General features: G+C 67.3%; 22 protein-coding genes. 20 read left to right on the top strand and 2 right to left on the bottom strand.

Annotated features, from left to right (window positions below; translation table 11 throughout):
* The first annotated feature begins 54 nt into the window (after positions 1–54).
* The 17 genes from atpA (at position 55) to BN3906_RS01165 (ending at position 17,833) form a co-directional block, all read left to right on the top strand.
* Positions 55–1,689 (top strand): F0F1 ATP synthase subunit alpha, encoded by a 1,635-nt coding sequence (atpA, locus tag BN3906_RS01245; RefSeq protein ID WP_066583127.1) that lies wholly within the window; start codon positions 55–57, stop codon positions 1,687–1,689.
* 52 nt (positions 1,690–1,741) lie between these two features.
* Entirely contained in the window at positions 1,742–2,719 is a 978-nt protein-coding gene (locus BN3906_RS01240; RefSeq protein WP_066583124.1) for a F0F1 ATP synthase subunit gamma, read from the top strand.
* A 3-nt stretch (positions 2,720–2,722) separates the two neighbouring features.
* Positions 2,723–4,171 (top strand): F0F1 ATP synthase subunit beta, encoded by a 1,449-nt coding sequence (gene atpD / locus BN3906_RS01235; protein ID WP_066583122.1) that lies wholly within the window; start codon positions 2,723–2,725, stop codon positions 4,169–4,171.
* 12 nt (positions 4,172–4,183) lie between these two features.
* On the top strand, positions 4,184–4,561 hold the full coding sequence (locus tag BN3906_RS01230) for a F0F1 ATP synthase subunit epsilon (protein WP_066583118.1): 378 nt from the start codon (positions 4,184–4,186) through the stop codon (positions 4,559–4,561).
* A 302-nt stretch (positions 4,562–4,863) separates the two neighbouring features.
* Positions 4,864–5,325 carry a DUF2550 domain-containing protein gene (locus BN3906_RS01225; RefSeq protein WP_078057022.1) on the top strand — a complete coding sequence of 154 codons (462 nt, stop codon included), beginning with the start codon at positions 4,864–4,866 and terminating at the stop codon, positions 5,323–5,325.
* A 109-nt stretch (positions 5,326–5,434) separates the two neighbouring features.
* Positions 5,435–6,127, top strand: a complete 693-nt coding sequence (nucS, locus tag BN3906_RS01220; protein ID WP_066583116.1) for an endonuclease NucS — start codon at positions 5,435–5,437, stop codon at positions 6,125–6,127.
* A 15-nt stretch (positions 6,128–6,142) separates the two neighbouring features.
* The gene (locus tag BN3906_RS01215; protein WP_066583113.1) at positions 6,143–6,433 is read left to right on the top strand and encodes an Rv1322 family protein; all 291 of its coding nucleotides are present in this window, start codon (positions 6,143–6,145) and stop codon (positions 6,431–6,433) included.
* Positions 6,434–6,518: 85 nt separating this feature from the next.
* Entirely contained in the window at positions 6,519–7,442 is a 924-nt protein-coding gene (locus BN3906_RS01210; protein WP_187119874.1) for a tetratricopeptide repeat protein, read from the top strand.
* Positions 7,443–7,471: 29 nt separating this feature from the next.
* A complete protein-coding gene (locus BN3906_RS01205; RefSeq protein WP_066583111.1) occupies positions 7,472–8,353 on the top strand; it encodes an ABC transporter ATP-binding protein in 882 nt (293 codons plus the stop codon).
* A gap of 14 nt (positions 8,354–8,367) precedes the next feature.
* Positions 8,368–9,312 carry an NUDIX hydrolase gene (locus BN3906_RS01200; RefSeq protein ID WP_390620310.1) on the top strand — a complete coding sequence of 315 codons (945 nt, stop codon included), beginning with the start codon at positions 8,368–8,370 and terminating at the stop codon, positions 9,310–9,312.
* On the top strand, positions 9,309–10,562 hold the full coding sequence (locus tag BN3906_RS01195) for a class I SAM-dependent methyltransferase (RefSeq protein WP_066583110.1): 1,254 nt from the start codon (positions 9,309–9,311) through the stop codon (positions 10,560–10,562). Before BN3906_RS01200 ends, BN3906_RS01195 begins: the two co-directional genes overlap by 4 nt.
* A 217-nt stretch (positions 10,563–10,779) precedes the next feature.
* Complete coding sequence (locus BN3906_RS01190; RefSeq protein ID WP_066583108.1) at positions 10,780–11,568, top strand: electron transfer flavoprotein subunit beta/FixA family protein; 789 nt, start codon at positions 10,780–10,782, stop codon at positions 11,566–11,568.
* A 45-nt stretch (positions 11,569–11,613) separates the two neighbouring features.
* Positions 11,614–12,603, top strand: coding sequence for an electron transfer flavoprotein subunit alpha/FixB family protein (locus BN3906_RS01185; protein WP_066583106.1), 990 nt, complete (start codon positions 11,614–11,616; stop codon positions 12,601–12,603).
* A gap of 203 nt (positions 12,604–12,806) precedes the next feature.
* Positions 12,807–14,411: a cation:proton antiporter gene (locus BN3906_RS01180; protein WP_066583103.1), complete on the top strand. Its 1,605-nt coding sequence runs from the start codon at positions 12,807–12,809 to the stop codon at positions 14,409–14,411.
* Positions 14,408–15,589: a cysteine desulfurase family protein gene (locus BN3906_RS01175; protein ID WP_066583101.1), complete on the top strand. Its 1,182-nt coding sequence runs from the start codon at positions 14,408–14,410 to the stop codon at positions 15,587–15,589. Before BN3906_RS01180 ends, BN3906_RS01175 begins: the two co-directional genes overlap by 4 nt.
* A 133-nt stretch (positions 15,590–15,722) precedes the next feature.
* On the top strand, positions 15,723–16,865 hold the full coding sequence (gene mnmA, locus BN3906_RS01170) for a tRNA 2-thiouridine(34) synthase MnmA (RefSeq protein WP_066585742.1): 1,143 nt from the start codon (positions 15,723–15,725) through the stop codon (positions 16,863–16,865).
* The gene (locus BN3906_RS01165; RefSeq protein WP_066583094.1) at positions 16,862–17,833 is read left to right on the top strand and encodes a hypothetical protein; all 972 of its coding nucleotides are present in this window, start codon (positions 16,862–16,864) and stop codon (positions 17,831–17,833) included. The genes mnmA and BN3906_RS01165 overlap by 4 nt, the downstream gene beginning before the upstream one ends.
* Before the next feature lie 79 nt (positions 17,834–17,912).
* Here the strand turns inward: BN3906_RS01165 and BN3906_RS01160 are convergent, their stop codons facing one another.
* Both BN3906_RS01160 and ligA read right to left on the bottom strand, forming a co-directional pair.
* Positions 17,913–18,239, bottom strand: a complete 327-nt coding sequence (locus tag BN3906_RS01160; RefSeq protein WP_066583093.1) for an antibiotic biosynthesis monooxygenase family protein — start codon at positions 18,237–18,239, stop codon at positions 17,913–17,915.
* Between the two features lie 37 nt (positions 18,240–18,276).
* A complete protein-coding gene (gene ligA / locus BN3906_RS01155) occupies positions 18,277–20,412 on the bottom strand; it encodes an NAD-dependent DNA ligase LigA (protein WP_078057020.1) in 2,136 nt (711 codons plus the stop codon).
* A gap of 281 nt (positions 20,413–20,693) precedes the next feature.
* Here ligA and BN3906_RS14925 point away from each other — a divergent pair, with 281 nt between their 5' ends.
* From BN3906_RS14925 to ilvA, 3 genes are all read left to right on the top strand, one after another.
* Complete coding sequence (locus BN3906_RS14925; RefSeq protein WP_261796798.1) at positions 20,694–20,822, top strand: hypothetical protein; 129 nt, start codon at positions 20,694–20,696, stop codon at positions 20,820–20,822.
* A gap of 60 nt (positions 20,823–20,882) precedes the next feature.
* Positions 20,883–21,569: a 3'-5' exonuclease gene (locus BN3906_RS01150; protein WP_066583089.1), complete on the top strand. Its 687-nt coding sequence runs from the start codon at positions 20,883–20,885 to the stop codon at positions 21,567–21,569.
* 67 nt (positions 21,570–21,636) lie between these two features.
* Complete coding sequence (gene ilvA, locus BN3906_RS01145; protein WP_066583084.1) at positions 21,637–23,175, top strand: threonine ammonia-lyase, biosynthetic; 1,539 nt, start codon at positions 21,637–21,639, stop codon at positions 23,173–23,175.
* Positions 23,176–23,190 lie beyond the last annotated feature (15 nt).

Raw genomic sequence — 23,190 nt, 5'->3', positions numbered from 1 at the left:
CGACAGAATATTCAACGTAAGAAGCTGGAAGACAAAACCGAGAGCAGGAAGAACATGGCGGAGCTGACGATCTCCTCCGATGAGATCCGTAGTGCGATTGCGAACTACACCTCGAGCACTTCCGCGGAGGCCTCCCGTGAGGAGGTCGGCGTGGTCACCATGGCTGCGGACGGCATTGCCCAGGTTTCGGGCATGCCTTCCGTGATGACCAATGAGCTGCTTGAGTTCCCGGGCGGCGTCATCGGCGTCGCACAGAACCTCGACACCGACTCCGTCGGCGTCGTGGTCCTGGGTAGCTTCGAGACCCTCAAGGAGGGCGACGAAGTCAAGCGGACCGGCGAGGTCCTGTCCATCCCGGTCGGGGAGAAGTTCCTCGGCCGTGTCATCAACCCCCTCGGCCGTCCCATCGACGGCCTGGGCTCGATCGAGGCCGAGGAGGACCGTGTCCTGGAACTCCAGGCGCCCTCCGTGCTGATGCGTCAGCCGGTCCACGAGCCCATGCAGACCGGTATCAAGGCCATCGACGCGATGACCCCCATCGGCCGTGGTCAGCGACAGCTGATCATCGGCGACCGTAAGACGGGCAAGACCTCCGTCTGCATCGACACCATCCTCAACCAGCGCGAGAACTGGGAGTCCGGCGACAAGACCCGTCAGGTGCGCTGCATCTACGTGGCCATCGGCCAGAAGGGGTCCACGATCGCCTCCGTGCGTAAGACCCTGGAGGACCAGGGCGCGCTGGAGTACACCACGATCGTGGCGGCCCCGGCCTCGGATTCGGCCGGTTTCAAGTGGCTCGCACCGTTCGCCGGTGCCGCGCTGGGTCAGCACTGGATGTACCAGGGCTACCACGTCCTGATCATCTTCGATGACCTGACCAAGCAGGCCGAGGCCTACCGCGCGATCTCCCTGCTGCTGCGCCGTCCGCCGGGACGCGAGGCTTACCCGGGCGATGTGTTCTACCTGCACTCCCGTCTTCTGGAGCGTGCGGCGAAACTGTCCGACGAACTCGGGGCCGGTTCCATGACCGCGCTTCCGATCATCGAGACCAAGGCCAACGACGTCGGAGCCTTCATTCCCACCAACGTCATCTCGATCACCGACGGCCAGGTCTTCCTCGAGTCTGACCTGTTCAACCAGGGTGTGCGCCCGGCCATCAACGTCGGTGTGTCCGTGTCCCGTGTGGGTGGCGACGCCCAGACCAAGGGCATGAAGAAGGTCGCCGGTAACCTGCGTCTCGACCTGGCCGCGTACCGCGACCTCGAGGCATTCGCCACTTTCGCCTCTGACCTGGACGACTACTCCAAGGCACAGCTGGAGCGCGGTGAGCGTCTCGTCGAGCTGCTGAAGCAGAACGAGACTGAGCCGCAGGCGGTCGAGGACCAGATGGTCTCGATCTACCTCGCCGGCGAGGGCGAGTTCGACAATGTTCCCGTGCAGGACGTCCGTCGCTACGAGGCGGAGCTGTGGGAGTTCCTGCATGCCTCGCATGCGGACATCTACGCTCAGATCGCCGGCGGCAAGCCCTTCTCCGACGAGTCGAAGGAGGCCCTCAAGGCCGCCAACGCCGCGTTCGCGAAGGAGTTCCAGACCACCGACGGAACCCCGGTCGTCAACGAGCCCGAGCCTGAGGCCCTTCCTGACGCCGAACTGGACAAGCACCAGATCACCGTCTCCGCCAAGAAGTAGGCGGATCCGATGACTGACCAGTCCAAGTACACCGAAGAAGGGAGGCAGGAAGATGGCTACACTTCGTGAGCTGCGTGACCGCATCAAGTCGGTCAACTCGACGAAGAAGATCACCAAGGCCCAGGAACTGATCGCGACCTCCAAGATCACGAAAGCCCAGGCCAGGGTGACCGCATCCCAGCCCTACGCGGACGAGATCACCAGAGTCATCCAGCGTCTGGCCTCAGCCTCTTCTCTGGACCACCCGATGCTCGACACCGAGGCGAAGGCACGGCGTGCGGCGATCCTGGTGATCACCAGTGACCGCGGCATGTGCGGCGGTTACAACCACAACGTGCTGAAGACCACGGTCGAGCTGAGGAAGAGGCTCCAGAACGAGGGCAAGGAAGTCGCACTCTACGTCGCAGGTTCCAAAGGCGTGGACTACTTCAGCTTCCGTGACGAACCGCTGGCCGGGGCGTGGACCGGATTCTCCCAGGATCCGGACTACAAGCTCAGCCACGACCTGAGGCGTCACCTCATCGACGGCTTCAACGTCGGCCCGGACGGCACCACTGCTCCGCGCGAGGGCGTCAACGCTCCCGCGGGTCAGGGCGTCCCCGGCTTCGACGAGCTGCACGTGGTCTACACGCGCTTCCAGTCGATGCTGACCCAGACGCCCCAGGCGTTCCGGATGCTCCCGATCGAGACCAGGGTCGAGGGTGAGGTCGCCCAGGGATCCGACCTGCTGTCGAACGGGCCTGACTCGGTCTCCGCCGACTTCGATTTCGAGCCTGACCCGGACACGTTGCTCGCCGCACTGCTTCCGCAGTATGTGTCGCGCAGCATCTTCGCGCTCATGCTCGAGTCTGCCGCCAGTGAGTCCGCCGCTCGACGGACCGCGATGTCCGCCGCGACCGACAACGCAACTGCACTGGTCAACGACCTTTCCCGGGTCGCCAACCAGCTGCGCCAGGCGAAGATCACCCAGGAAATCACAGAGATTGTCGGCGGCGTTGACGCGCTGTCGGACAGTGGAGAAAGTGACTAACTAATGACTACAGCTACTCAGGTGCAGCGTGAGGACGCCGCATCGACTGCTGCCGGACGCGTTGTCCGTGTCATCGGCCCGGTCGTCGACGTGGAATTCCCGCGCGGCGAGCTGCCGGCACTGTACAACGCCCTGCAGGTCGATGTGACGCTCGAAGCTGTCGCCAAGACCATCACCCTCGAGACGGCCCAGCACCTCGGCGACAACATCGTGCGGACCATCGCCATGGCCCCGACCGACGGCCTGGTCCGCGGTCAGGACGTGCGGGACACCGGTCGCCCCATCTCGGTGCCCGTCGGTGACGTCGTGAAGGGCCACGTCTTCAACGCCCTCGGCGACTGCCTCGACGAGCCCGGGCTCGGACGCGACGGCGAGCAGTGGGGAATCCACCGCGAGGCCCCCGCATTCGACCAGCTCGAGGGCAAGACCGAGCTCATGGAGACCGGCATCAAGGTCATCGACCTGCTCACCCCGTACGTCAAGGGCGGCAAGATCGGCCTGTTCGGCGGCGCCGGTGTGGGCAAGACCGTGCTCATCCAGGAGATGATCACCCGTATCGCCCGTGAGTTCTCGGGCACCTCGGTCTTCGCCGGCGTCGGGGAGCGTACCCGTGAGGGTACCGACCTGCGTCTCGAGATGGAGGAGATGGGAGTTCTCCAGGACACCGCCCTCGTCTTCGGCCAGATGGACGAGCCCCCGGGAGTCCGTATGCGCGTGGCCCTGTCCGGTCTGACCATGGCGGAGTACTTCCGCGATGTCCAGAACCAGGACGTGCTGCTGTTCATCGACAACATCTTCCGTTTCACCCAGGCCGGTTCCGAGGTCTCCACCCTGCTGGGCCGTATGCCCTCCGCGGTGGGTTACCAGCCGACACTGGCCGACGAGATGGGTGTTCTCCAGGAGCGGATCACCTCCACCAAGGGCCACTCGATCACCTCTCTGCAGGCCGTCTACGTGCCTGCCGACGACTACACCGACCCGGCCCCGGCGACGACCTTCGCCCACCTGGACGCCACCACCGAGCTCGACCGGTCCATCGCCTCGAAGGGTATCTACCCTGCGGTGAACCCCCTGACCTCGACCTCGCGCATCCTTGAGCCGGGTATCGTCGGCCAGCGTCACTACGACGTCGCCCAGCGGGTCATCGGTATCCTGCAGAAGAACAAGGAGCTGCAGGACATCATCGCCATCCTGGGTATGGACGAGCTGTCCGAGGAGGACAAGATCGTCGTGCAGCGTGCACGCCGTATCGAGCGTTTCCTCGGCCAGAACTTCTTCGTCGCCCAGAAGTTCACCGACATCCCCGGGTCCTTCGTGCCGCTCACTGACACGATCGACGCTTTCGAGCGCATCTGCGACGGCGAGTTCGACGCCTACCCGGAGAAGTGCTTCGACGGCCTGGGTGGACTTGATGACGTCGAGGCCGCCTACCAGAAGCTCACCGGAAAGTAAGGGGTCACGCACATGGCTGAGATTGCCACTGAACTCGTGTCTGTCGAGCGGATGCTGTGGTCGGGAAACGCCACCTCCGTCACCGCACAGACCACCGAGGGCGAGATCGGCGTGCTCCCCGGCCACGAACCGCTGCTCGGCCAGCTGGTCGACAACGGTGTGGTCGTCATCCGGACGGCTGAGGGTGAGAAGCTGGTCGCTGCGGTACAGGGAGGTTTCCTGTCCGTGTCCTCGACCAAGGTGACCGTCCTCGCCGATTCCGCTGTCTGGGCGGGGGAGGTCGACGCCTCCGACGCCGAGTCCCGGGCGAAGGACGCTTCGGCGTCCGCGCTCGAGCGCGACACCGCGGTCTCCGAGCTGCGCGCCGTGAGGCGGCTGCAGGAGAAGTAGGTCCTGACGCCGTAGTAGCGCCCGACATGACCGGGGGCGGTCCCTGCACCAGTGCAGGGCTGCCCCCGGTCTCATTGCGTCGCAGGGCCGCCCCCGACGTGATCTCCGGCGGTCCGGGGCATGGGAGGGCCGGAGGTGGATCTGTGGGGTGTACCGGTGTCCGGGCACACCGGCACACCCCCGGTGACTCCTTTTGCTGCTGTCGTACCCGGGCCGGTAGGCTCAGTGAAAAGCCCTGCGGAGAGCCGACGGACTGACGACCGCCGGCAGGGTGTGACGACAGTGACGAAGGGACGTGGCTGGTGCTCGGAACCATCCTCATCATCGTGCTCGTATGCTTGGCCGCGTTCGCGGTCGTCATGGCGTGCGGAAGGTTCCTCACACTGCGCAGTCGTGGAATCCCCGTGGTGGTCAGGAGCCTGCCGAATCCGGACGGCAGGCACTGGCGCCACGGGGTTCTCGTCTACGGGGCCATGCACGCCCGGGTGTTCAAACTGCGGTCACTGCGCCCTGAGTCCGACATCAGCATTTCCCGGCAACGCACATCTATCGAGTGTCGGCGTCCCATCACGGACAAAGAGTCGAATTTCCTGGAGCCGGAGCTGCACGTTCTGGCGCTCGACGACGGGGGGGTCCGGTGGGAGGTGGCGATCGACGACGCCGGGGACACCGCACTCGTCGCCTGGCTGGAATCCGCCCCGTCCACCCGCAGCGTCCGGCCGCTGACCAGGATCGATCCCCGGCGCGGTATCGAAGAGTACTGAGAGAGGCCCTGGGAGCGGGTACGGAGGAACACGGGGCAGGGTCCGGGGCCTGCCACGGGGCCGGGGAGGTCTGCGCCCGGGCCGCGGCGCACCTGCTAGCCTGTCACCCATGCGTCTGGTGATCTGTCGTTGCGCCGTGGACTACGAGGGCCGGTTGGATGCGCACCTGCCCGAGGCTGACCGTCTCGTGATGGTCAAGGCCGACGGCTCGGTGAGCATCCACGCCGACGACCGCGCCTACAAGCCGCTGAACTGGATGACGCCGCCGTGCACCCTGCATGAGGAACAGCCTGTGGCGGAGGAGAAGGACGCCGGGGTCCGGGCGGTGTGGACGGTGTCCAACCCCAAGGGGGAGAAGCTCACCGTCCGGCTGTTCCGGATCTACTCGGACACCTCCCATGACCTGGGTGAGGACCCGGGTCTGGTGAAGGACGGGGTGGAGGCACACCTCCAGGAGCTGCTCGCCGAGCAGATCGAGATTCTCGGTGAGGGGTACACACTGGTCCGCAGGGAGTATCCGACCGCGATCGGTCCGGTGGACATCCTCTCCCGGGACGCGGCGGGGACGACTGTCGCGGTGGAGATCAAGCGTCGTGGGGGTATCGACGGTGTCGAGCAGCTGACCCGCTACGTCGAGCTGCTCAACCGCGACGAGCTGCTCGCCCCGGTGCGTGGCGTCTTCGCGGCCCAGGAGATCAGACCTCAGGCCAGGGTTCTCGCCGAGGACCGTGGTTTCCGGTGTGTGACCCTCGACTACGGGCAGATGCGTGGAGCTGACTCCACCGAACTGCGGTTGTTCTGACAGGGGAGGTGGCCTGTGCCCCGTCACAACCGTCGTCTCAGCCCGCAGCCGCGGGGCCGGGCGGAGCTGCCCCGTGACGGGGCGACCTACTGGGGTACCAGGAGGGAACCGGGACCGTCCTGGGCGCCGGGGGAGATCTGGTTCGTCCGTCACATGGGTGCGGCGTCAGCGGTGAAGTTCTACGTCTGCCCGGGCTGCAACCAGAACATTCCGCCGGGGACGGCCCATGTGGTCGCCTGGCCGGACACCCACCGTGGTCCCGGTGACCGCAGGCACTGGCACACCGGCTGCTGGTCCCGGCGCTGACACGGGCAGCCGTCGGGGGGCAACCGTCCCGCCCCGGTGGCCGGCACGCCGGAGCGGCGGCCGTGCAGTGGCTACAGTGGACGCCATGAGCACACCGCAGCATCCCGCATCCCCGGCGCAGTCCGCGCCCGCCCGTTTCGCAGCCAGGGCTGTCGACCTCGGCGCCGTGAAAGAGGCGGCGGAGGCCCGGGCCAGGGCCAGGAAGGAGGCGGAGTCCGGTAGTCCCGTCGCGTTGTCTGCACCGGTCACCGTTGAAAGCTTCGAACAGGATGTCGTTGTCCGTTCCACCCAGGTCGCTGTGGTGGTCCAGCTCGGCAGTCCGCGTGCGCCGGGGTCGGACGACATGGCCGGGGAGTTCGCCGCCGAAGCACAGAAACAGCAGGACACGTCGGGGCCCGTGGAATGGGTCTTCCGTTACGTCGACGTCGACACCACCCCGGAGATCGCCCAGGCGTTCGGTGTCCAGGCGGTGCCGACCGTCCTGGCCCTGGCGGCAGGGCGGCCGTTGACCAGTTTCGAGGGGGTGCAGCCTGTCGCGCAGCTGACCCAGTTCATCGACGCCGTCGTGGGCGCGACCGCGGGGAAGCTGGAGGGACTCCCGGCCGCGGGCGGGGACGCCGACGGTGACGCCGCTGACACCGACCCCCGCTTCGACGCCGCCGCCGACGCCCTGGACCGTGGCGACCATCTCGCCGCGGTGGGCCTCTACGACGAGATCATCGCTGATCCGGGTACCGGCCCGGACGAGGTCTCCGAGGCGAAGGCGGCCCGGGCGACTGCCGTCCTGCTGGGCAGGTCCGCTGACGGGGAGGCGGACGAGATCGACCGTATGCTTCTGGAAGGCCGTCGTCGGGAAGCTTTCGACGTTCTCATCTCCCGCCTCCGAGAGACCTCGGGTGAGGGCAGGGACGCCGTCCGTGACCGGCTGCTCGAGCTGTTCTCCCTCTACGACCAGTCCGATCCGGAGGTCATGGACGCCCGCACCCGGATGGCGAGCTCCCTGTTCTGACGGGGGTGACCGCCCACAGCGGACGTCGGATGGGGCACCATGGTGGAGTGAACGATTCGACGATCATCTCCACACCCGCCACCGCAGAGGCCCGCGACGAGGATCTCGTACTCGACTTCCGTGGGGTCAGCGTCCTGCGTGGCGGCAGGGCCCTGCTGGACAGTGTCTCGTGGCAGGTCGAGGAGGACGAACGGTGGATCGTGCTGGGGCCGAACGGGGCCGGCAAGACGACCCTCATGTCCGTGGCGTCCGCGATGCTGTTCCCTACCTCGGGGACGGTGAGGATCGCGGGGGAGACGCTGGGACGCACCGATGTCCGGGAACTCCGCACGGCGGTGGGTCTGTCCTCTGCTGCTCTGGCCCATCGTGTACCCGACCAGGAAAAGGTCGTCGACCTGGTGATCTCCGCAGGCTACAACGTCCTCGGCCGCTGGAAGGAGGAGTACGGTGACGCTGACCGCGAGCGGGCCGTCGAGATTCTCGAGTCCGTCAGTGCCCTGCACCTGGTCGACGAGGTCTGGGGGACTCTGAGTGAGGGCGAGCGCAAGCGCGTCCTCATCGCCCGGGCCCTGATGACGGATCCGGAACTGCTGCTGCTCGATGAGCCGGGTGCGGGTCTCGACCTGGGGGGCAGGGAGGATCTGGTCGCGATGCTGTCGGAGATGGCAGGGGACCCGGATGCGCCGGCGATGGTCCTGGTCACCCACCATGTCGAGGAGATCCCGCCGGGATTCACCCACGGTCTGATCCTCGACGAGGGCAAGGTCGTGGCGCAGGGGCTGATCACGGATGTGATGACCGCGGAGAACCTGACCCGCGCCTACCATCAGCCGATGGCGCTGCGTCTCGAGGACGGCCGCTACTTCGCCCGGAGGGCGCCGAAGACCTCACGCTCGCGCAGAAGGATCTGACTAGGCTGGGGTGTATGTCCGACAGTCACACACACAGCACCGCGCCCGGCGGGGAGACTCCGGAGAACCACGGGGCCACGGCCGGGTCGGCGCCGGTCGAACCCCGTCGTGCCTCGACCGTGATGCTGCTGCGGGACACTCTCAGCGGGCCTGAGGTGTACGTCCAGGAGCGGGCCAGCACCATGAGATTCTGTGCCGAGATGACGGTCTTCCCCGGCGGGGGCGTGGATTCCCGTGACATGCCCGGCGACGTCGACGGTGACGGGGTCAGGTCTCCGGAGATCGGCTGGCAGGGGCCGTCCACCCGGTGGTGGGCGGAACGTCTGCGGACGACGCCCCAAATGGCCCAGGCACTGGTCTGCGCCGCGGTGAGGGAGACTTTCGAGGAGACCGGTACCCTGCTCGCCGGCAGGGAGGACGGCACCGTGGTGGCCGATACCTCGGAGTACCTGCCTTTCCGCGCCGACCTGGAGAACCACCGTCTCGCCTTCACCGAGTTCATGGACCGGCACGGTCTGGTGCTCCGGGGGGACCTGCTTCGCCCCTGGGCCAACTGGGTGACCCCGCCCGAACAACCCATCAGGTATGACACGGCATTCTTCGTCGCCTCCATGCCGGAGGGGCAGGCCGCCCACGGTGACACCCGCGAGGCCACCTCGACAGGATGGTTCAGGCCGGGGACGCTGCTCGACGGCTGGCGCAACCGGAAGATCAATCTCATGCCTCCGACCTGGTCACAGCTGAAGATGCTGGACACGTTCCGCAGTGTCGCCGAGATCATGGACTTCGCCGCACAGCTGACCGTGGACCCGGTGGTGAGGGAGCCGGTGGATCTGCCGTACATGGCGGAGTACTACCTCATGGAGACCAGGATGTACGGGTATCCGGAGCGGGTCTTCGCACCGGGGATGAAGTTCGCTGTCGACCCGGAGGATCTTCCTCCGAACCCGTTCCGGTGAGCTTCACCCGCGGGCAGGTGGCCTGGCTGTCCTCGCATCCGGAGGAGGTGGCCGTCGCCTCGGGACTGGAGCTCTCGGCGTCCTCCCGGCTGGCCGACCTGACGCTCCTGCGTCGGTTGACGGCGGACAGCGGTGATCCTGCAGGACTGTCACGGGCGGTGGTGGAACTGGTCACGGCGCGGCGCGCGGCGCGGCGCGGGGTGAAGATCCCGGACGGGCCGGACGGCTCACCGCGTGAGGACTGGATGGTCTGCACCGATTCGGCGCAGCAGGCGACGCCTGTCGCGGTGGCCCGGGTGCGTGCGCGACATCTGGCACGCACCGCCAGGGGTGCCGTGGTGGCGGACGTGACCTGTTCGGTGGGCACGGAACTGGCGTCACTGTCCACGGTGGACGGCATCGGCACGGTGGTCGGCGCTGACCTGGATCCTGCGCGTCTGGCGATGGCGCAGCTGAATGTCCCGGGGGTTCCGCTGGTGCGTGCCGATGCGGTGGACCCGGCCTTGGACTGTGACGTCGTGGTGGCGGACCCGGCGCGCCGTACCGGGCGGGGGCGTGTCCTGTCTCCGGAGAATCTTGTCCCTCCTCTGCCTGACCTGGTGCGGGCCTGGCGTTCACGGGGATGTGAACTGGCGGTGAAATGTGCTCCGGGCATCGATTACTCGGAGTGGGAGGGACAGGTCGATGTGGTGGGCATCGCAGGTGGAGGGCACGGCGTCCACGGAGTTCCGGGGGTGAAGGAGGTCTGTCTGTACACACCCGGTCTGGCGACCTGTGCGCGTCGTGCCGTGGTCGTCGGTGCGTCGGAGACCGGTGAGCTGACCTCGGAGGATCCGGAGTCCGTCGAGGTGGGGCCGGTGGGAAGGTACATTCTCGATCCGGACGGTGCGGTGGTGCGCGCGGGACTGGTGCGCCGGTACGCGGCCAGGCTGGGCTGGTGGAGGATCGACCCGCATATCGCGTATCTCAGCGGTGACCGTCTCGACGGGTCGGTGAGGCGGTCGATGATGCCGGGTCAGCGGGTCTTCGAGGTACTGGAGACGGTGCCGGTGAAGAAGCTGGGGCCGGTGCTGAAGGCCCGCGGGTGCGGTTCCCTGGAGATCCTCGTGCGGGGGGTGGAGGTTGATCCTGACCGGTTGCGCAGGAAGCTGCGGTCTGCCGGGGCGTTGCGTGGGGACGCCGCGTTCACGGTGGTTCTCGCGCGGGTAGGCCGCTCTCCGGTGGCTGCCCTGTGCCGTGTAACCACATGAAACAGAGAGTCCATCACAGGAAACAAATCACCCCCGGGGGTGGCACTGAACACATATTTTCCCGGTGACGGCGAACAAGTGTGCAGGTCACAGGAAGCGTCGGGCGGACAACTCACGCCAGATAGAGATATTTTTGGATCAATGTGGGGTGTGTCACGGTTGAACCTGGGTAGACTGACCGACGATTACATCGCACCCACAGCAGGAAGGCCAACGAATGTCGAACATCGTGGTTCTGGTCAAGCAGGTGCCGGACACCTACTCCGAGCGCAAGCTGACCGATGACGACTTCACCCTCGACCGGGAGAACGCGGACGCGATCCTGGACGAGATCAACGAGAACGCTGTCGAAGCGGCTCTCAAGCTCAAGGAGGCCGACGGCTCCCGCAACATCGTCGTCCTGAGCATGGGCCCGGAAGGAGCCACCTCGGCCCTGCGTAAGGCACTCTCCCTGGGCGCCGACGAGGGCATCCTCGTCACTGACGACGCTCTCGCCGGCTCCGACGCCCTGGGCACCGCCTGGACGCTGTCGAACGCTCTCAACCTGGTCGACGACATCGAGCTCGTCATCGCCGGCAACGCCTCCACCGACGGCGGTGCAGGCGCCGTACCGGGACTGCTGTCCGAGTACCGGCAGATCCCCGCGGTGACCAACCTGCGCTCCCTCACCGTCGAGGGCGGCAAGGTCACCGGCGAAAGAGTCACCGAGGACGGCATCTTCACCGTCGAGGCACCGACCCCGGCCATCATCTCCGTCACCGAAAAGGCGAACACTCCGCGCGTGCCGAACTTCAAGGGCATCATGGCGGCCAAGAAGAAGACCATCCGTGAGGTCTCCATCGCCGACATCGGGGTCGCCGCAGAGAACGTCGGACTCGGCGCCGCCGCCACCCGCGTCACCTCCTCGACACCCAAGCCCGCCAAGACCGCCGGCGAGATCATCACCGACGAAGGGGACGGCGGAATCAAGCTCGTCGAGTTCCTCGTCAGCCGGAAGCTCGTCTAACCCTCACCCTCTGACACAGACTGATCCCGAAAGGATTCTGAAACCATGACCAATGTCCTGGTACTCGTCGAGTACTCCGAGGGTGAGCTGAAGAACAGCACCCGGGAGCTCATCACGGCCGCCCGCGTCTTCGGTGACGTCGGCGCCGTCGTCGTCGGTGCCCCGGGCACCTCCGAGAAGCTGCAGCCGGCGCTGGCCGCGGCCGGTGCGGAGACCGTGTACGCCGCAGAAGCGGACTTCGCCGCGGAATACGTCGTCACCCCGCAGGTGGACGCCCTGGCCGGGCTCGCCGCAGCGCTGCAGGTTCCCGTCGTCGTCGCCGCCGCCGCAGCGCTGCAGGTTCCCGTCGTCGTCGCCGCCGGTGCCAACGGAAACGAGGTCGCCGGCCGCGTCGGAGCCCGGGTCGCCTCCGGCGTCCTCTACGACGTCATCGACATCAGGGCGGACCGTACCGCCACCGGCTCGATCTTCGGCGGCGACTACATCGTCGAATCCACCGCAGGCGGGACCTCACCCGTGTTCACCCTCCGCCCCGGCGCGGTGGACCCTGCCGACCAGGCGGCCGCGGGCACCGTCCAGGCTGTCGAACTTCCGGCCCCCGGTCCGACCGCGGTGAAGATCACCTCCTTCGCCCCCGCAGAGAAGGCCGACCGTCCGGAACTCACCGAGGCGAAGATCGTCGTCTCCGGTGGCCGCGGTGTCGCCGGTGCCGAAGGCTTCCACGACGTCGTCGAGCCACTGGCCGACGTTCTCGGAGCTGCGGTGGGTGCGTCCCGCGCCGCCGTCGACGCTGACTACTACCCCGGAAAGTTCCAGGTCGGGCAGACCGGCAAGACGGTCTCACCGAACCTGTACATCGCGCTCGGTATCTCCGGTGCCATCCAGCACAAGGCAGGTATGCAGACCTCCAAGACCATCGTCGCAGTCAACAAGGACGAGGAGGCCGGGATCTTCGAGATCGCGGACTTCGGCGTCGTGGGTGACCTGTTCAAGGTCGCCCCGCAGGCCACCGAAGAGCTCGCCAAGCGGAAGTGAACCGGTCCGGGTGCCTGTGCGGTGACAACCGCACAGGTGGCGCGGACTAGACTGGACGGTGAATTCCGTCCGAGACCTCCGGACCGACAGGGTCCGTACCCGGAAGGGTACGGGCCCTGTCGCCGTTTCTCCCTGCCCTGACCCGCCTGCCCTGACCCGCCTGCCCTGACCCGCCCACCGACTGCTGAACAAGGATCCGGCCTGTGACAACACTCATCGTCGTACTCGCCCTCATGCTCGCCACCGTGATCACCATGGGTGTCGGTGACCGTGCGGGCCTGCCATGGCCGGTGCTCCTTCTCCTGGTCACGACGGCGGCGATGTTCATCCCGGGTATGCCCACGGTGGACGTCGACCCCCACCTGATCCTCCCGCTAGCCCTGCCGCCACTGCTGTGGGCACTGGCCAGACGGACCTCCTGGGGCATGTTCAGGGACCAGTGGCGTTCGATCCTCAGCCTGTCCGTGACGCTGGTGATCGTCACCGTGGCCGCGGTGACCGGTGTGGCGATGTGGATGATCCCGGGCATGACCATCGTCGGTGCCCTGGCCCTGGCCTCCGCCGTCGCCCCGCCGGACCCGGTGGCGGTCGAAGCCGTGGCCGAGCCTGCGGGAATCCCCCGCCGGATCATCGGGACGCTGCAGTCCGAGGGACTGTTCAACGACGCCGTGTCCCTGGTCATATTCAGCGCCGCGGTGACGGCGGCGGAGTTCCACGACAACATCCACTGGTTCGAGGCCGGCGGCACCATCGTCTACAGTGCGGTCGTCGCCGTGGCCCTGGGCTGGCTGGTGGGCAGGGTCGCCGCCCGGTTCGTCGGATGGCTGGACTCACCTGTGGCCGGCAACGCCTTCACCTGGGTCCTGCCGTTCATCGTGTACCTGGTCTGCGAGGAGATCCATGTCTCCGGTGTCATCGCTGTCGTGGTCGCCGCAGTGGAGTTCAGCTCCCGCCTGGATGCGACGGCCGCCGACGCCCGCCTGGCGGGGTCCTCCTTCTGGGAGGTCACCGAACTTCTCGTCACCGGCCTGGCTTTCGGCCTGATGGGGATGAATGTGAGGGAGTCGATCTTCGACGAGGAGGTCCAGCACCTGCGCCCGGTGATCTGGGGACTGGTGATCTCCCTGGTCCTCGTCGCTGTCCGGGCGGTATGGATGAGTTCGCTGTACCTGCGGAACCGGAAGCGGAAGGGCACCTACCGTGCGCCGGTGAGATGGACCGACGTCCTGCTGATGACATGGGCGGGTATGCGTGGGCTCGTCACGTTCGCACTCGTCCTGTCGTTGAGTCCCGTGGATTTCCCGATGCGCGACGAGTTCACGATCGTCGCCTTCGTCGTCCTTCTGTGCACGATGGTCATTCCCGGGCTCACCCTGCCGTGGCTCACCTCGCACCTGCGGCGGCACTACGGGCTCCGGGATCTGGAGGACATCGCCACGGAGGAGGCGCTCGACGAGGCGCACCGTGCGGCGCTCGCCGTGGTCAAGCGCGAACTGGTCGCCGGGGGCATCTCACCGGAGGCCGCTGCCCGGATCACTGAGCGGCTCCAGGTGATCCGGTCCACCTCCGCCCTCGACGACGGGGACGACGGCGTCGAGGACGCCGACGAACATGCCAGGATCCGCAGGGAAAGACGGCAGGCGGCCGCCCGCCGGGCTCTCGAGATCAGACGCGAGTCTCTCAATGCCGCACAGCGGAGTCTCGCAGCCAGCCGTTACAGGAAAGGGGTCGACCCGACTGTGGTCGCCGAGAAGATGCATGAACTTGACCGACGCCTGCTGGCGCTGCCCCACCAGGAGAACCGATGAACCGCCGCGTGTACCTTGACCATGCGGCGTCAGCCCCGTTGCGCCCGGAGGCCTCCGAGGCACTGGCCGCGACGTCCGCCCTGCTCAATCCGGCCGGACAGTACACCTCCGGAAGGGAGGCCGGCAGAGTCGTCGAGGACGCCAGGGAGCAGGTCGCCTCACTCCTCGGTGCGGACCGCGCCGAGGTGCTTTTCACCGGGTCAGGAACCGAGGCGGACAATATCGCGGTGCAGGGACTGGCCTTCGGCGCCCTGCGGACCAGAGGAGCCAGGAGAATCCGTTCCTCACCGGTGGAGCATCCGGCGGTGGGGGAGTCGGTGGCGTGGTTGACCGGCGGTCTCCCGGTGCCCGGCGGGGCCCTGTTCGAGCACGTAGTCATACCGGTGGACGCCACGGGCCGGCCTCTGCCGGTGACCGACCCGGACCCGTCCCGGGATGCACTGGTGACGGCGATGTGGGTCAACAACGAGACCGGCAACGTCACCGACCTTCCCGCGGTCGTCGGCCCTGCCGTCGCCGCAGGGGTTCCGGTGCACGTGGACGCCGTGCAGGCCGTCGGACACGTGCCGGTCGACTTCCACGGCACGGGCGTCTCCACCCTTGCGGCGAGTGCCCACAAGTTCGGCGGTCCGAAGTCGGTGGGACTGCTTCTCGCCCGCCGGGACGCCGTGATCGACACGCCCGTGCGCGGGGGAGGTCAGGAACGCAAGCTCCGGTCCGGGACCGTCAACCCCCAGGGTGCTGCGGCGGCGGCCGCGGCACTGGCCGCCGCAGTCGCGGAGATGGAGGCGGAGCAGAACAGACTGGCCGGCTACCAGCGACGACTGCTGGAGGTGGTGCACCGGATCCCCGGCGCGGTGGTCCACACCGACCCCTCCGCGGACGGTCCGGGTGCACTGGCCTCCCATGTGCACGTCAGTTTCCCCGGTGCCGAAGGCGACAGTCTGATCATGCTGCTGGACTCCGCCGGCATTGACGCGTCCACAGGGTCAGCCTGTTCGGCAGGGGTCAACCGGGCGTCCCATGTCCTCACCGCGATGGGCGTGGAGGTCAGGACGGCCCGGGGTGCGCTGCGGTTGACCACCGGTCCGGCGACGACCGACGCCGACGTCGAGAGAGTCTGCGCACTCCTGCCGGCTGTGGTGGAGCGGGCACGGGCGGCGGGGATGGCCTACTGAGCTGCAGGCGAGATGGCGTCCTGACGCCGTGCGTGTAGGCTGAAGGGCTGTGCACGGCCGGCCCCGGGCAGGGTGGGACCGGTGATCGGGAAGAATGGCACGGGAAATCCCGTGGGAGAGGATGACGGCGTCCATGCGGGTTGTTGCGGCGATGAGCGGGGGAGTCGATTCGTCGGTGGCGGCGGCGCGCGCCCTGGCCGAGGGTCATGAGGTCATCGGCGTCCATCTGGCGTTGTCGCAGTCCCCCGAGGCGGTGCGGGCAGGTTCCAGGGGATGTTGTTCCCTGGAGGACTCCGCCGATGCGCGCCGCGTCTGCGACGCCCTCGGCATCCCCTTCTACGTGTGGGACTTCTCCGACCGGTTCAAGGCCGACGTCATCGACAACTTCGTGGAGTCCTACGAGATCGGCGAAACCCCGAACCCCTGTCTGCGGTGCAACGAGAAGATCAAGTTCGAGGCACTGCTCGACCGCTCCATCGCCCTCGGATTCGATGCGGTGGTCACGGGACACTACGCCAGGCTCAGCAACGGTGTGATGCGCCGCGGGGTCGACGACAACAAGGACCAGTCCTACGTTCTCGGCGTCCTCGACGACGAGCAGCTGGCGCACTGCATGTTTCCGGTGGGGGACACCTGGAAGCCCCGGATCCGGGAAGAGGCGGCGGCGCTCGGCCTCGGAGTGGCGAAGAAGCCGGACAGTCATGACATCTGCTTCATCCCCGACGGCAACACCCAGGCCTTCCTGGGACGCCGGATCGGAATGCGCCCGGGCATGGTGAAGTCGGTCGGAGGGGAGACCCTCGCCGAGCACGACGGCGTGTACGGGTTCACGATCGGCCAGCGTAAGGGGCTCGGTCTTCCCGGACCCGCCACGGACGGTCAGCCACGGTACGTCACCGACATTGACGCCGCCACCGGAACCGTCACCGTGGGGCGTCGTGAGGATCTCCGCGTCGGGCACATCACCGCGGACCGGCTCAAGAGGCTCGACCCCCGCAGGCACGGGACGACATTCAGGTGTGACGTCCAGGTCCGTGCCCACGGGGGAGTGGTTCCCGCGACGGCGACGCTCCACGGAGGTGCAGCGGACGGTCCGGACTCCCGGGTGGAGCTGGAGCTGCACGAACCGCTGCGCGGAGTGGCCCGGGGCCAGGCGGCGGTGGTGTACCTGCCCGATCCGGAAGGTGACATCCTCATCGGGTCGGGGACGATCCGGGCGACTGCACCGTGGGCCGGTGAGGTCGAGGTGGCGCACACCGGGGCCGGGGCGGCATGAGCCTTTTCGGCTGGTGGGAGGATGTGCGCACCACCCACAACGGTCTGAGGGAGGCCGTGGCCGCGGCGTCACGGCGCACCAGGGATGTCGACGAGGATGTGGGGACCCTGCCTCCACTGAGCCTGCCACGCTCAACGGTGGAGGGAGGTCTGGTGATGGAGACGGCCGCGATGGGAGTCACCGTCGGCGGCCCGTACCTGCGCTCGCACGCCAGGGGATGGGAGATCGCCCCCGGCCGCACCCTGGACATGCGGTCATTCCTGGGACGACGCCACGAGCTCGCCGACGTGGCCGCCGAGATGCTCGCAGGGGTGGACAGGATCATGGTGCATGTCACCGGTCCCTGGACGTTCGGGGCCACCGTGGAGTACCACGGACATCCGCTGTGTTTCGACAGACCCGCGTTCCGTGACGTCTCGCTGGCGCTCGGCGAGGGGGTCCGCGAGTTCTGCGACGCCGTGGGCGCGACAGTCGTCCACGTCCACGAACGGCGGTTCCCCGAGGTCACGGGAACCCTGGTGGGGGCCACAGAATTCGAGACCATGACGGTGGACCGGGGCGTCGCGGCGAACGTGGAACACCGGTTCATCGGACAGGTCGTGGGCTCCGCAGAGTCCGCCGGCCGCCAGGTGGTGCTGGACGCCGGGTGCACCTACCCGGAGCTCGCGGCCACCGGCGCGGTGACGGTCGTCGTCGACGACCTGGACGACGACGTGGCCCGGCTCATTGACGCGGGAACTCCCGTGGCATGGCGGATCTGCGCGCCGGGATCCGGTCAGACCGGAAGAAGTGACGCGGACATCGCCCGCGAGGTGATCGGGACCTGGCGCAGGTGGACCTTCGACACGGCACAACCCCGTCCGCAGGTGGACCTGGTGGCTGTGGGCACGGACGTGATGACCCCGGGTGCAGCCGCAGAGCTGGCCCGCACGGTACGGGGCGCTGCGGCTCTGCTCCACCGGAACTGAACGGCACTGAACGGCACTGAACGGCACTGAACGGCACCGAACGGAACCGACATTCGGGACCTGTGGTCCGGAGTGGTATCTACCGCTCGGCGGCGAGCGTGTCGAGGTCCACGACCTCGAACTCCAGGAGTTCGGCACCGGTGGCGACCGGCTTCTTCCCCTCACCCGAGTGCGGCCCGCTGTGCGCGGCCTTCGCAGGTCCCTGCGACCAGGCCTGGAAGGACTCCTCGTCGGCCCATGTGGTCACGACGAAGTAGCGGTCCTCGCCCGCGGTGGGCCGGAGCAGCCGGAAGCCCTCGAATCCGGGAGAGTTCTCGACGGTGTGGGCACGGTGGGCGAACCGCTTCTCGAGTTCAGGGCCCGCTCCGGCGGGGACGGTGATGGCGTTGATCTTCACGACGGACATGGCCGCGATACTACCGCCGGACCCTGGTGCCGTGCGGTCACCGTACCGCCTCAGGCCCCCCTTCCAGCAGTTTCTCGAAGCCGGCCTCGTCCAGTACCGGCACTCCGAGCTCCTCCGCCTTCGTCAGCTTGGACCCGGCCTTCTCTCCGGCGACGAGGAAGTCGGTCTTCTTCGACACTGATCCGGCAGCCTTCCCTCCCCGGGACTCGACCGCCTCCTTCGCCGAGGTGCGGTCGTACCCGGTCAGCGATCCGGTGACGACGACGGTGACACCGGCGAGGGTCTGCTCGGGCAGGTCGGACTTGTCGACATGCTGTTCCATGCGGACCCCGGCCTCGGCCCAGGCGTCCACGATCTCCCGGTGCCAGTCGACGCTGAACCAGTCCTTCACTGACTGGGCGATCACCGGACCGACCCCGTCGATCTCCGCCATCTCCCCGACGGAGGCCTGAGCGATGGCGGGGACGGAACCGAGGGTCGCAGCCAGGGCTTTCGCGGCGGTCGGGCCGACGTGCCGGATCGACAGCGCCGTGATCACCCTCCACAGGTCGACCTGCCTGACCTGTTCGAGATTCTCCAGCAGCAGTTCGCCTGCGCGGTTGAGCTTCCCCGACTTTGTCGTGTACGCGCCGGTGCCCATCAGGTCTTCCGGAGTGAGGGAGAACAGGCGTCCTTCGTCGGGGAGGACGCCGGAGGCGACGAGATCGTGCGCGGCCCGCTCTCCGAGGGCGTCGATGTCGAAGGCACCGCGTCCGGCCAGGTAGTTCACCCTGTTCTGCAGCTGACCCGGGCAGTGCCGGGTGTCAGGGCAGCGCCAGTCGGCGTCCCCGTCCCGGGTGGGGGCGAGGGGGGTGCCGCATTCGGGGCACAGTGAGGAGAAGACGAACTCGCGCTCGGAGCCGTCCCGTGCCTCCTCGACAGGACCCAGGACCTCGGGGATCACCTCCCCGGCCTTCCTGATCATCGCCCGGTCGCCGAGCCTGACACCCTTACGGTGGGCTTCGGTGGGGTTGTGGAGGGTCGCCATCGAGACCGTGGAACCGGCCACGTAGGTCGGTGTCATCACCGCGAACGGGGTGGCACGTCCGGTACGTCCTATCCCGACACGGATGGACTCCACGGTCGTCATGGCCTCCTCGGGCGGATATTTGTAGGCGATGGCCCACCGGGGTGCACGGCTGGTGGCACCCAGCCGTTCCTGTTCCCGGAGGGAGTCGACCTTGACCACGAGCCCGTCCATCTCATGGGCGGCGTCATGCCGGTGGTCGCCCCAGTACCGGACCCGGTCGACCACCTCGTCGGGGGAGTGGACCTGCCGGGTGTAGGGGCTGACCGGAAGACCCCAGGCGGCGATCGCCCGGTACGCCTCGTGCTGGGTCTCCGGGTCGAATCCCTCCCTGGCACCGATACCGTGGCAGATCAGGCGCAGGGGTCTTCTGGCGGTCTCTTCGGGGTTCTTCTGTCTCATCGCCCCGGCGGCGGCGTTGCGGGGGTTGGCGAACATCTTCTTTCCCTCTGCCTGCCGGTCGGCGTTCATCGTCGCGAAGTCTTCGACGGTGATGAAGACCTCCCCCCGGATCTCGACCACTGCGGGCACCGGGAAATCCTCGGTGCCGGTGAGCTGGTCCGGGATGTCACCGATGGTACGGGCGTTATGGGTGATGTCCTCGCCTGTGACGCCGTCACCCCTGGTGAGGGCGGTGTCCAGGCGGCCGTCAATGTACAGCAGGTCGATGGATGCGCCGTCGATCTTCAGCTCTGTGAGGTAGGTGTCGGCCGGGGTGCGTTCCAGCCATTCGCGGAGCTCGGCGATGTCGAACACGTTGTCGAGGCTGAGCATCCGCTCACGGTGCGCGACATTGCGGAACGGTGAGTTGACCGGTGGCTGGGCCACCTCCTGGGTCGGGCTGGGGCCGGTGACGGCCTCGGGGTGGCGTGCCTCGAGATCCTGGAGCTCGCGCATGAGGTTGTCGAACTCGGCGTCGGTGATCACCGGCTCCCGGTAGTAGTAGAGGTCACGGTGGTGCCGGATCTCCGCGGCCAGGGTGGACCACCGTTCGGCGGGGTCCGAGGATTCGCGTGGGGATGTCCCGGGGATTGGCTGTCGGTGCTCGCTCACCCGGATCAGTCTAGCGGTGAGGCGGACGGTCCGGGCGGACCCGCCGCGGCACATTGTTTCTGAACGGATATGAGTCTGAGATCACACGGGCCGGGGCCGGGGTGGACACCGTCACAGTGGGCGGGGGTGGTGTTCTCTGCGGTGGAAACAACATCCAGGGACAGAGAAGATGTCGGTGACGTCGACAGATATCGGACTGGTGCAACTGTCGCCGGGGGGGGGAGGGGTCCCTGCTCCGCTCGACCAGTTACTGTCGGGAAACTTACTGTCAGTCTGTCGCGCAGCATATCCCACGGGAGCGGCGCCCACGTCCCGCAACCACACAGGAGAGAACAATGTTCAACCTGATCAGCCGTGAAGAGATCCTCGCCCAGTCCGCCGGTTCGACCCATCACCTCTTCGGTGACGATGAAGGCCTCGTCGTCACCACCGCCTCCACCGGAGCAGCGGACGCCGACCACTGACCGCGCCCCCGGGCGACCGTCGCGGAATCGGCGTCCGTGGTCCCGCTAGAGTTGTCCACCATGACGACCGCCACCCGTTTCGATCCCTCCCATATGCTGAGTTTCGACCTGGAGACCACCGGTCCTGACCCGCTCACCGCACGGATCGTGACAAGTGCACTGATCACCATCAACGGGTCACACCGCGATGACCTGGAGATCCTCGCCGACCCGGGTGTCGAGATCCCCGAGGGTGCCACGGCAGTCCACGGGATCACCACCGCATATGCCCGGGAGCACGGTCGGCCGCATGACGAGGTCCTCGCGGAGACCATTGCGCGTATCCGACGTGGGTGGGAGGAGGGCGCGACCCTCATCGTCTACAACGCCACCTACGATCTCACGGTGCTGCGCACACTCGACCCCACGTTCACGGTCGACGGGCCGGTCTTCGACCCCCTGGTCGTCGACAAGGCCATGGACCGTTACCGGCGGGGCGGGCGCCGCCTCAACCAGGTGTGCGAACACTACGGGGTCACCCTCGACAATGCCCACGAAGCCACCGCGGACGCCGTCGCCGCCGCCCGCGTGGCCTGGAAGATCGCCCGCGCCTACCCCGAACTCGCGGACATGACCTGCGATGAACTCATGCTGAAGCAGGCCACCTGGAACTACGAGGACAAGACCCGTCTGAGGGAGCATTTCGAGTCCCGTGGCCAGTCTGACCGTGCAGCCACGGTGAACACCTCGTGGCCCCTGCAGATGTGACCGCACCGCAGATGTGACCGCACCTGGTCCGGGGAGGGTCCACCACCGCTGAGTAGCATGGTTGACCATGGCAAAGAACTCCGCTGAATACCTCCGCGACATCGTCGCCGCCCCCGTCTACCGGGTCGCGAAACACACTCCGGTCGAGACGATGGGCGGCCTGTCGGAGCGGATCGGCAACCGTGTCCTCGTCAAACGGGAGGACCTCCAGCCCGTCCACAGCTTCAAACTGCGGGGAGCTTTCAACCGCATGTCCCAGCTGGTCGGGTGCCCCGGCGTCATCACGGCCTCGGCAGGAAACCATGCGCAGGGAGTCGCCCTGTCCGGGCGGGAACTCGGGATGCGTTCGGTCATCGTCATGCCGGTGACGACCCCCTCGATCAAGGTCGATGCGGTGCGCGGTTTCGGGGGAGAGGTCATCCTCCACGGGGAGAATTTCGACGCTGCCCAGTCCCGGGCCGTGGAACTGTCCAGGTCGGAGGGGCTCGAGTATGTGCCGCCGTTCGACGATGAGGCGGTCATCGCCGGGCAGGGAACCATCGGGCTGGAGATCTTCCAGTCCGGTCCGGTGGACCGGGTCTTCGTCCCGGTGGGTGGGGGAGGATTGGCGGCCGGGGTCGCCGTCCTCCTCAAGGAGCTGGACCCGGAGATCTCCGTGATCGGGGTTGAACCGGAGGAGTCCGCGTGCCTGACGGCGGCACTCGCCGCCGGTGGCCCGGTCACCCTGGACCATGTCAGCCTTTTCGCGGAAGGTGTGGCCGTGAAGACCGTCGGCGCCGAGACTTTCCGGTTGTGCCGTGACCACCTCGACGACGTGATCACGGTGAGTTCCGACGAAATCAGTGCGGCGATCAAGGACCTCTTCGACGACAACCGGGCGGTGGCGGAACCTGCCGGGGCCACCTCTCTGGCGGGACTGAAGAAATATGTCGCCGCCCACGACGTCCGCGGGGAGACCCTGGTCAACATCCTCTCGGGGGCGAACCTCAATTTCCACACCCTGCGTTACATCTCCGAGCGTGCTGAGCTCGGTGAGGGGGGAGAGGGCATCTTCGCCGTGTCCATCCCCGAGGAACAGGGCGCGTTCCTTCGGTTCTGCCAGGTTCTCGACGGCAGGATGGTCACGGAGTTCAACTACCGGGTCGACGAGCGCAGCGGCGGGCAGTCGGAGGACCACCGTGCCCGGATCTTCGTCGGCGTCCAGCTCAAGGGCGGTGGTGAGGAGAGGAAATCCATCGCTGACGCTCTCCGGGCGGCCGGATACGGGGTCGTGGACCTGTCCGACGACGAGACCGCCAAGGAGCACGTCCGTTACATGGTCGGCGGCGTCCCCCCGTCACCGGTGGACGAACGGGTGTTCTCTTTCGAGTTCCCGGAGCACCCCGGCGCGCTGACCCGGTTCCTCGAGGTGCTGGGCACCCGCTGGAACATCACTGCGTTCCACTACCGTAGCCAGGGGATGGACTACGGCCGGGTGCTGGCGGCCTTCGAGGACGCCGGGGGCACGGAGTTCGGGGAGCATCTCGCTGAGCTGGCCTTCCCCTTCACCGAGATCACCGACGATCCGTCCTACCGGCTCTTCCTCGCTCCCGGCTCGAGACAGTGATGCAGGTTCCCGTTC

The sequence above is a fragment of the Corynebacterium provencense genome (assembly GCA_900049755.1).
GTDB lineage: Bacteria > Actinomycetota > Actinomycetes > Mycobacteriales > Mycobacteriaceae > Corynebacterium > Corynebacterium neomassiliense.
Note: the sequence above shows the minus strand (reverse complement) of the source record. Positions and strands in the feature narration are given on the sequence as shown.

What these genes read in the sequence shown, in the direction of transcription:
- BN3906_RS14925 (WP_261796798.1), top strand. Translation starts at nt 20,694, where the DNA reads ATGTTCAACCTGATCAGCCGTGAAGAGATCCTCGCCCAGTCCGCCGGT.
- BN3906_RS01190 (WP_066583108.1), top strand. Translation starts at nt 10,780, where the DNA reads ATGTCGAACATCGTGGTTCTGGTCAAGCAGGTGCCGGACACCTACTCC.
- mnmA (WP_066585742.1), top strand. Translation starts at nt 15,723, where the DNA reads ATGCGGGTTGTTGCGGCGATGAGCGGGGGAGTCGATTCGTCGGTGGCG.
- ilvA (WP_066583084.1), top strand. Translation starts at nt 21,637, where the DNA reads ATGGCAAAGAACTCCGCTGAATACCTCCGCGACATCGTCGCCGCCCCC.
- BN3906_RS01150 (WP_066583089.1), top strand. Translation starts at nt 20,883, where the DNA reads ATGACGACCGCCACCCGTTTCGATCCCTCCCATATGCTGAGTTTCGAC.
- BN3906_RS01240 (WP_066583124.1), top strand. Translation starts at nt 1,742, where the DNA reads ATGGCTACACTTCGTGAGCTGCGTGACCGCATCAAGTCGGTCAACTCG.
- nucS (WP_066583116.1), top strand. Translation starts at nt 5,435, where the DNA reads ATGCGTCTGGTGATCTGTCGTTGCGCCGTGGACTACGAGGGCCGGTTG.
- BN3906_RS01160 (WP_066583093.1), bottom strand. Translation starts at nt 18,239, where the DNA reads ATGTCCGTCGTGAAGATCAACGCCATCACCGTCCCCGCCGGAGCGGGC.
- BN3906_RS01200 (WP_390620310.1), top strand. Translation starts at nt 8,368, where the DNA reads ATGTCCGACAGTCACACACACAGCACCGCGCCCGGCGGGGAGACTCCG.
- BN3906_RS01210 (WP_187119874.1), top strand. Translation starts at nt 6,519, where the DNA reads ATGAGCACACCGCAGCATCCCGCATCCCCGGCGCAGTCCGCGCCCGCC.
- BN3906_RS01205 (WP_066583111.1), top strand. Translation starts at nt 7,472, where the DNA reads ATGGGGCACCATGGTGGAGTGAACGATTCGACGATCATCTCCACACCC.
- atpD (WP_066583122.1), top strand. Translation starts at nt 2,723, where the DNA reads ATGACTACAGCTACTCAGGTGCAGCGTGAGGACGCCGCATCGACTGCT.
- BN3906_RS01175 (WP_066583101.1), top strand. Translation starts at nt 14,408, where the DNA reads ATGAACCGCCGCGTGTACCTTGACCATGCGGCGTCAGCCCCGTTGCGC.
- BN3906_RS01165 (WP_066583094.1), top strand. Translation starts at nt 16,862, where the DNA reads ATGAGCCTTTTCGGCTGGTGGGAGGATGTGCGCACCACCCACAACGGT.
- atpA (WP_066583127.1), top strand. Translation starts at nt 55, where the DNA reads ATGGCGGAGCTGACGATCTCCTCCGATGAGATCCGTAGTGCGATTGCG.
- BN3906_RS01230 (WP_066583118.1), top strand. Translation starts at nt 4,184, where the DNA reads ATGGCTGAGATTGCCACTGAACTCGTGTCTGTCGAGCGGATGCTGTGG.
- BN3906_RS01185 (WP_066583106.1), top strand. Translation starts at nt 11,614, where the DNA reads ATGACCAATGTCCTGGTACTCGTCGAGTACTCCGAGGGTGAGCTGAAG.
- ligA (WP_078057020.1), bottom strand. Translation starts at nt 20,412, where the DNA reads ATGTGCCGCGGCGGGTCCGCCCGGACCGTCCGCCTCACCGCTAGACTG.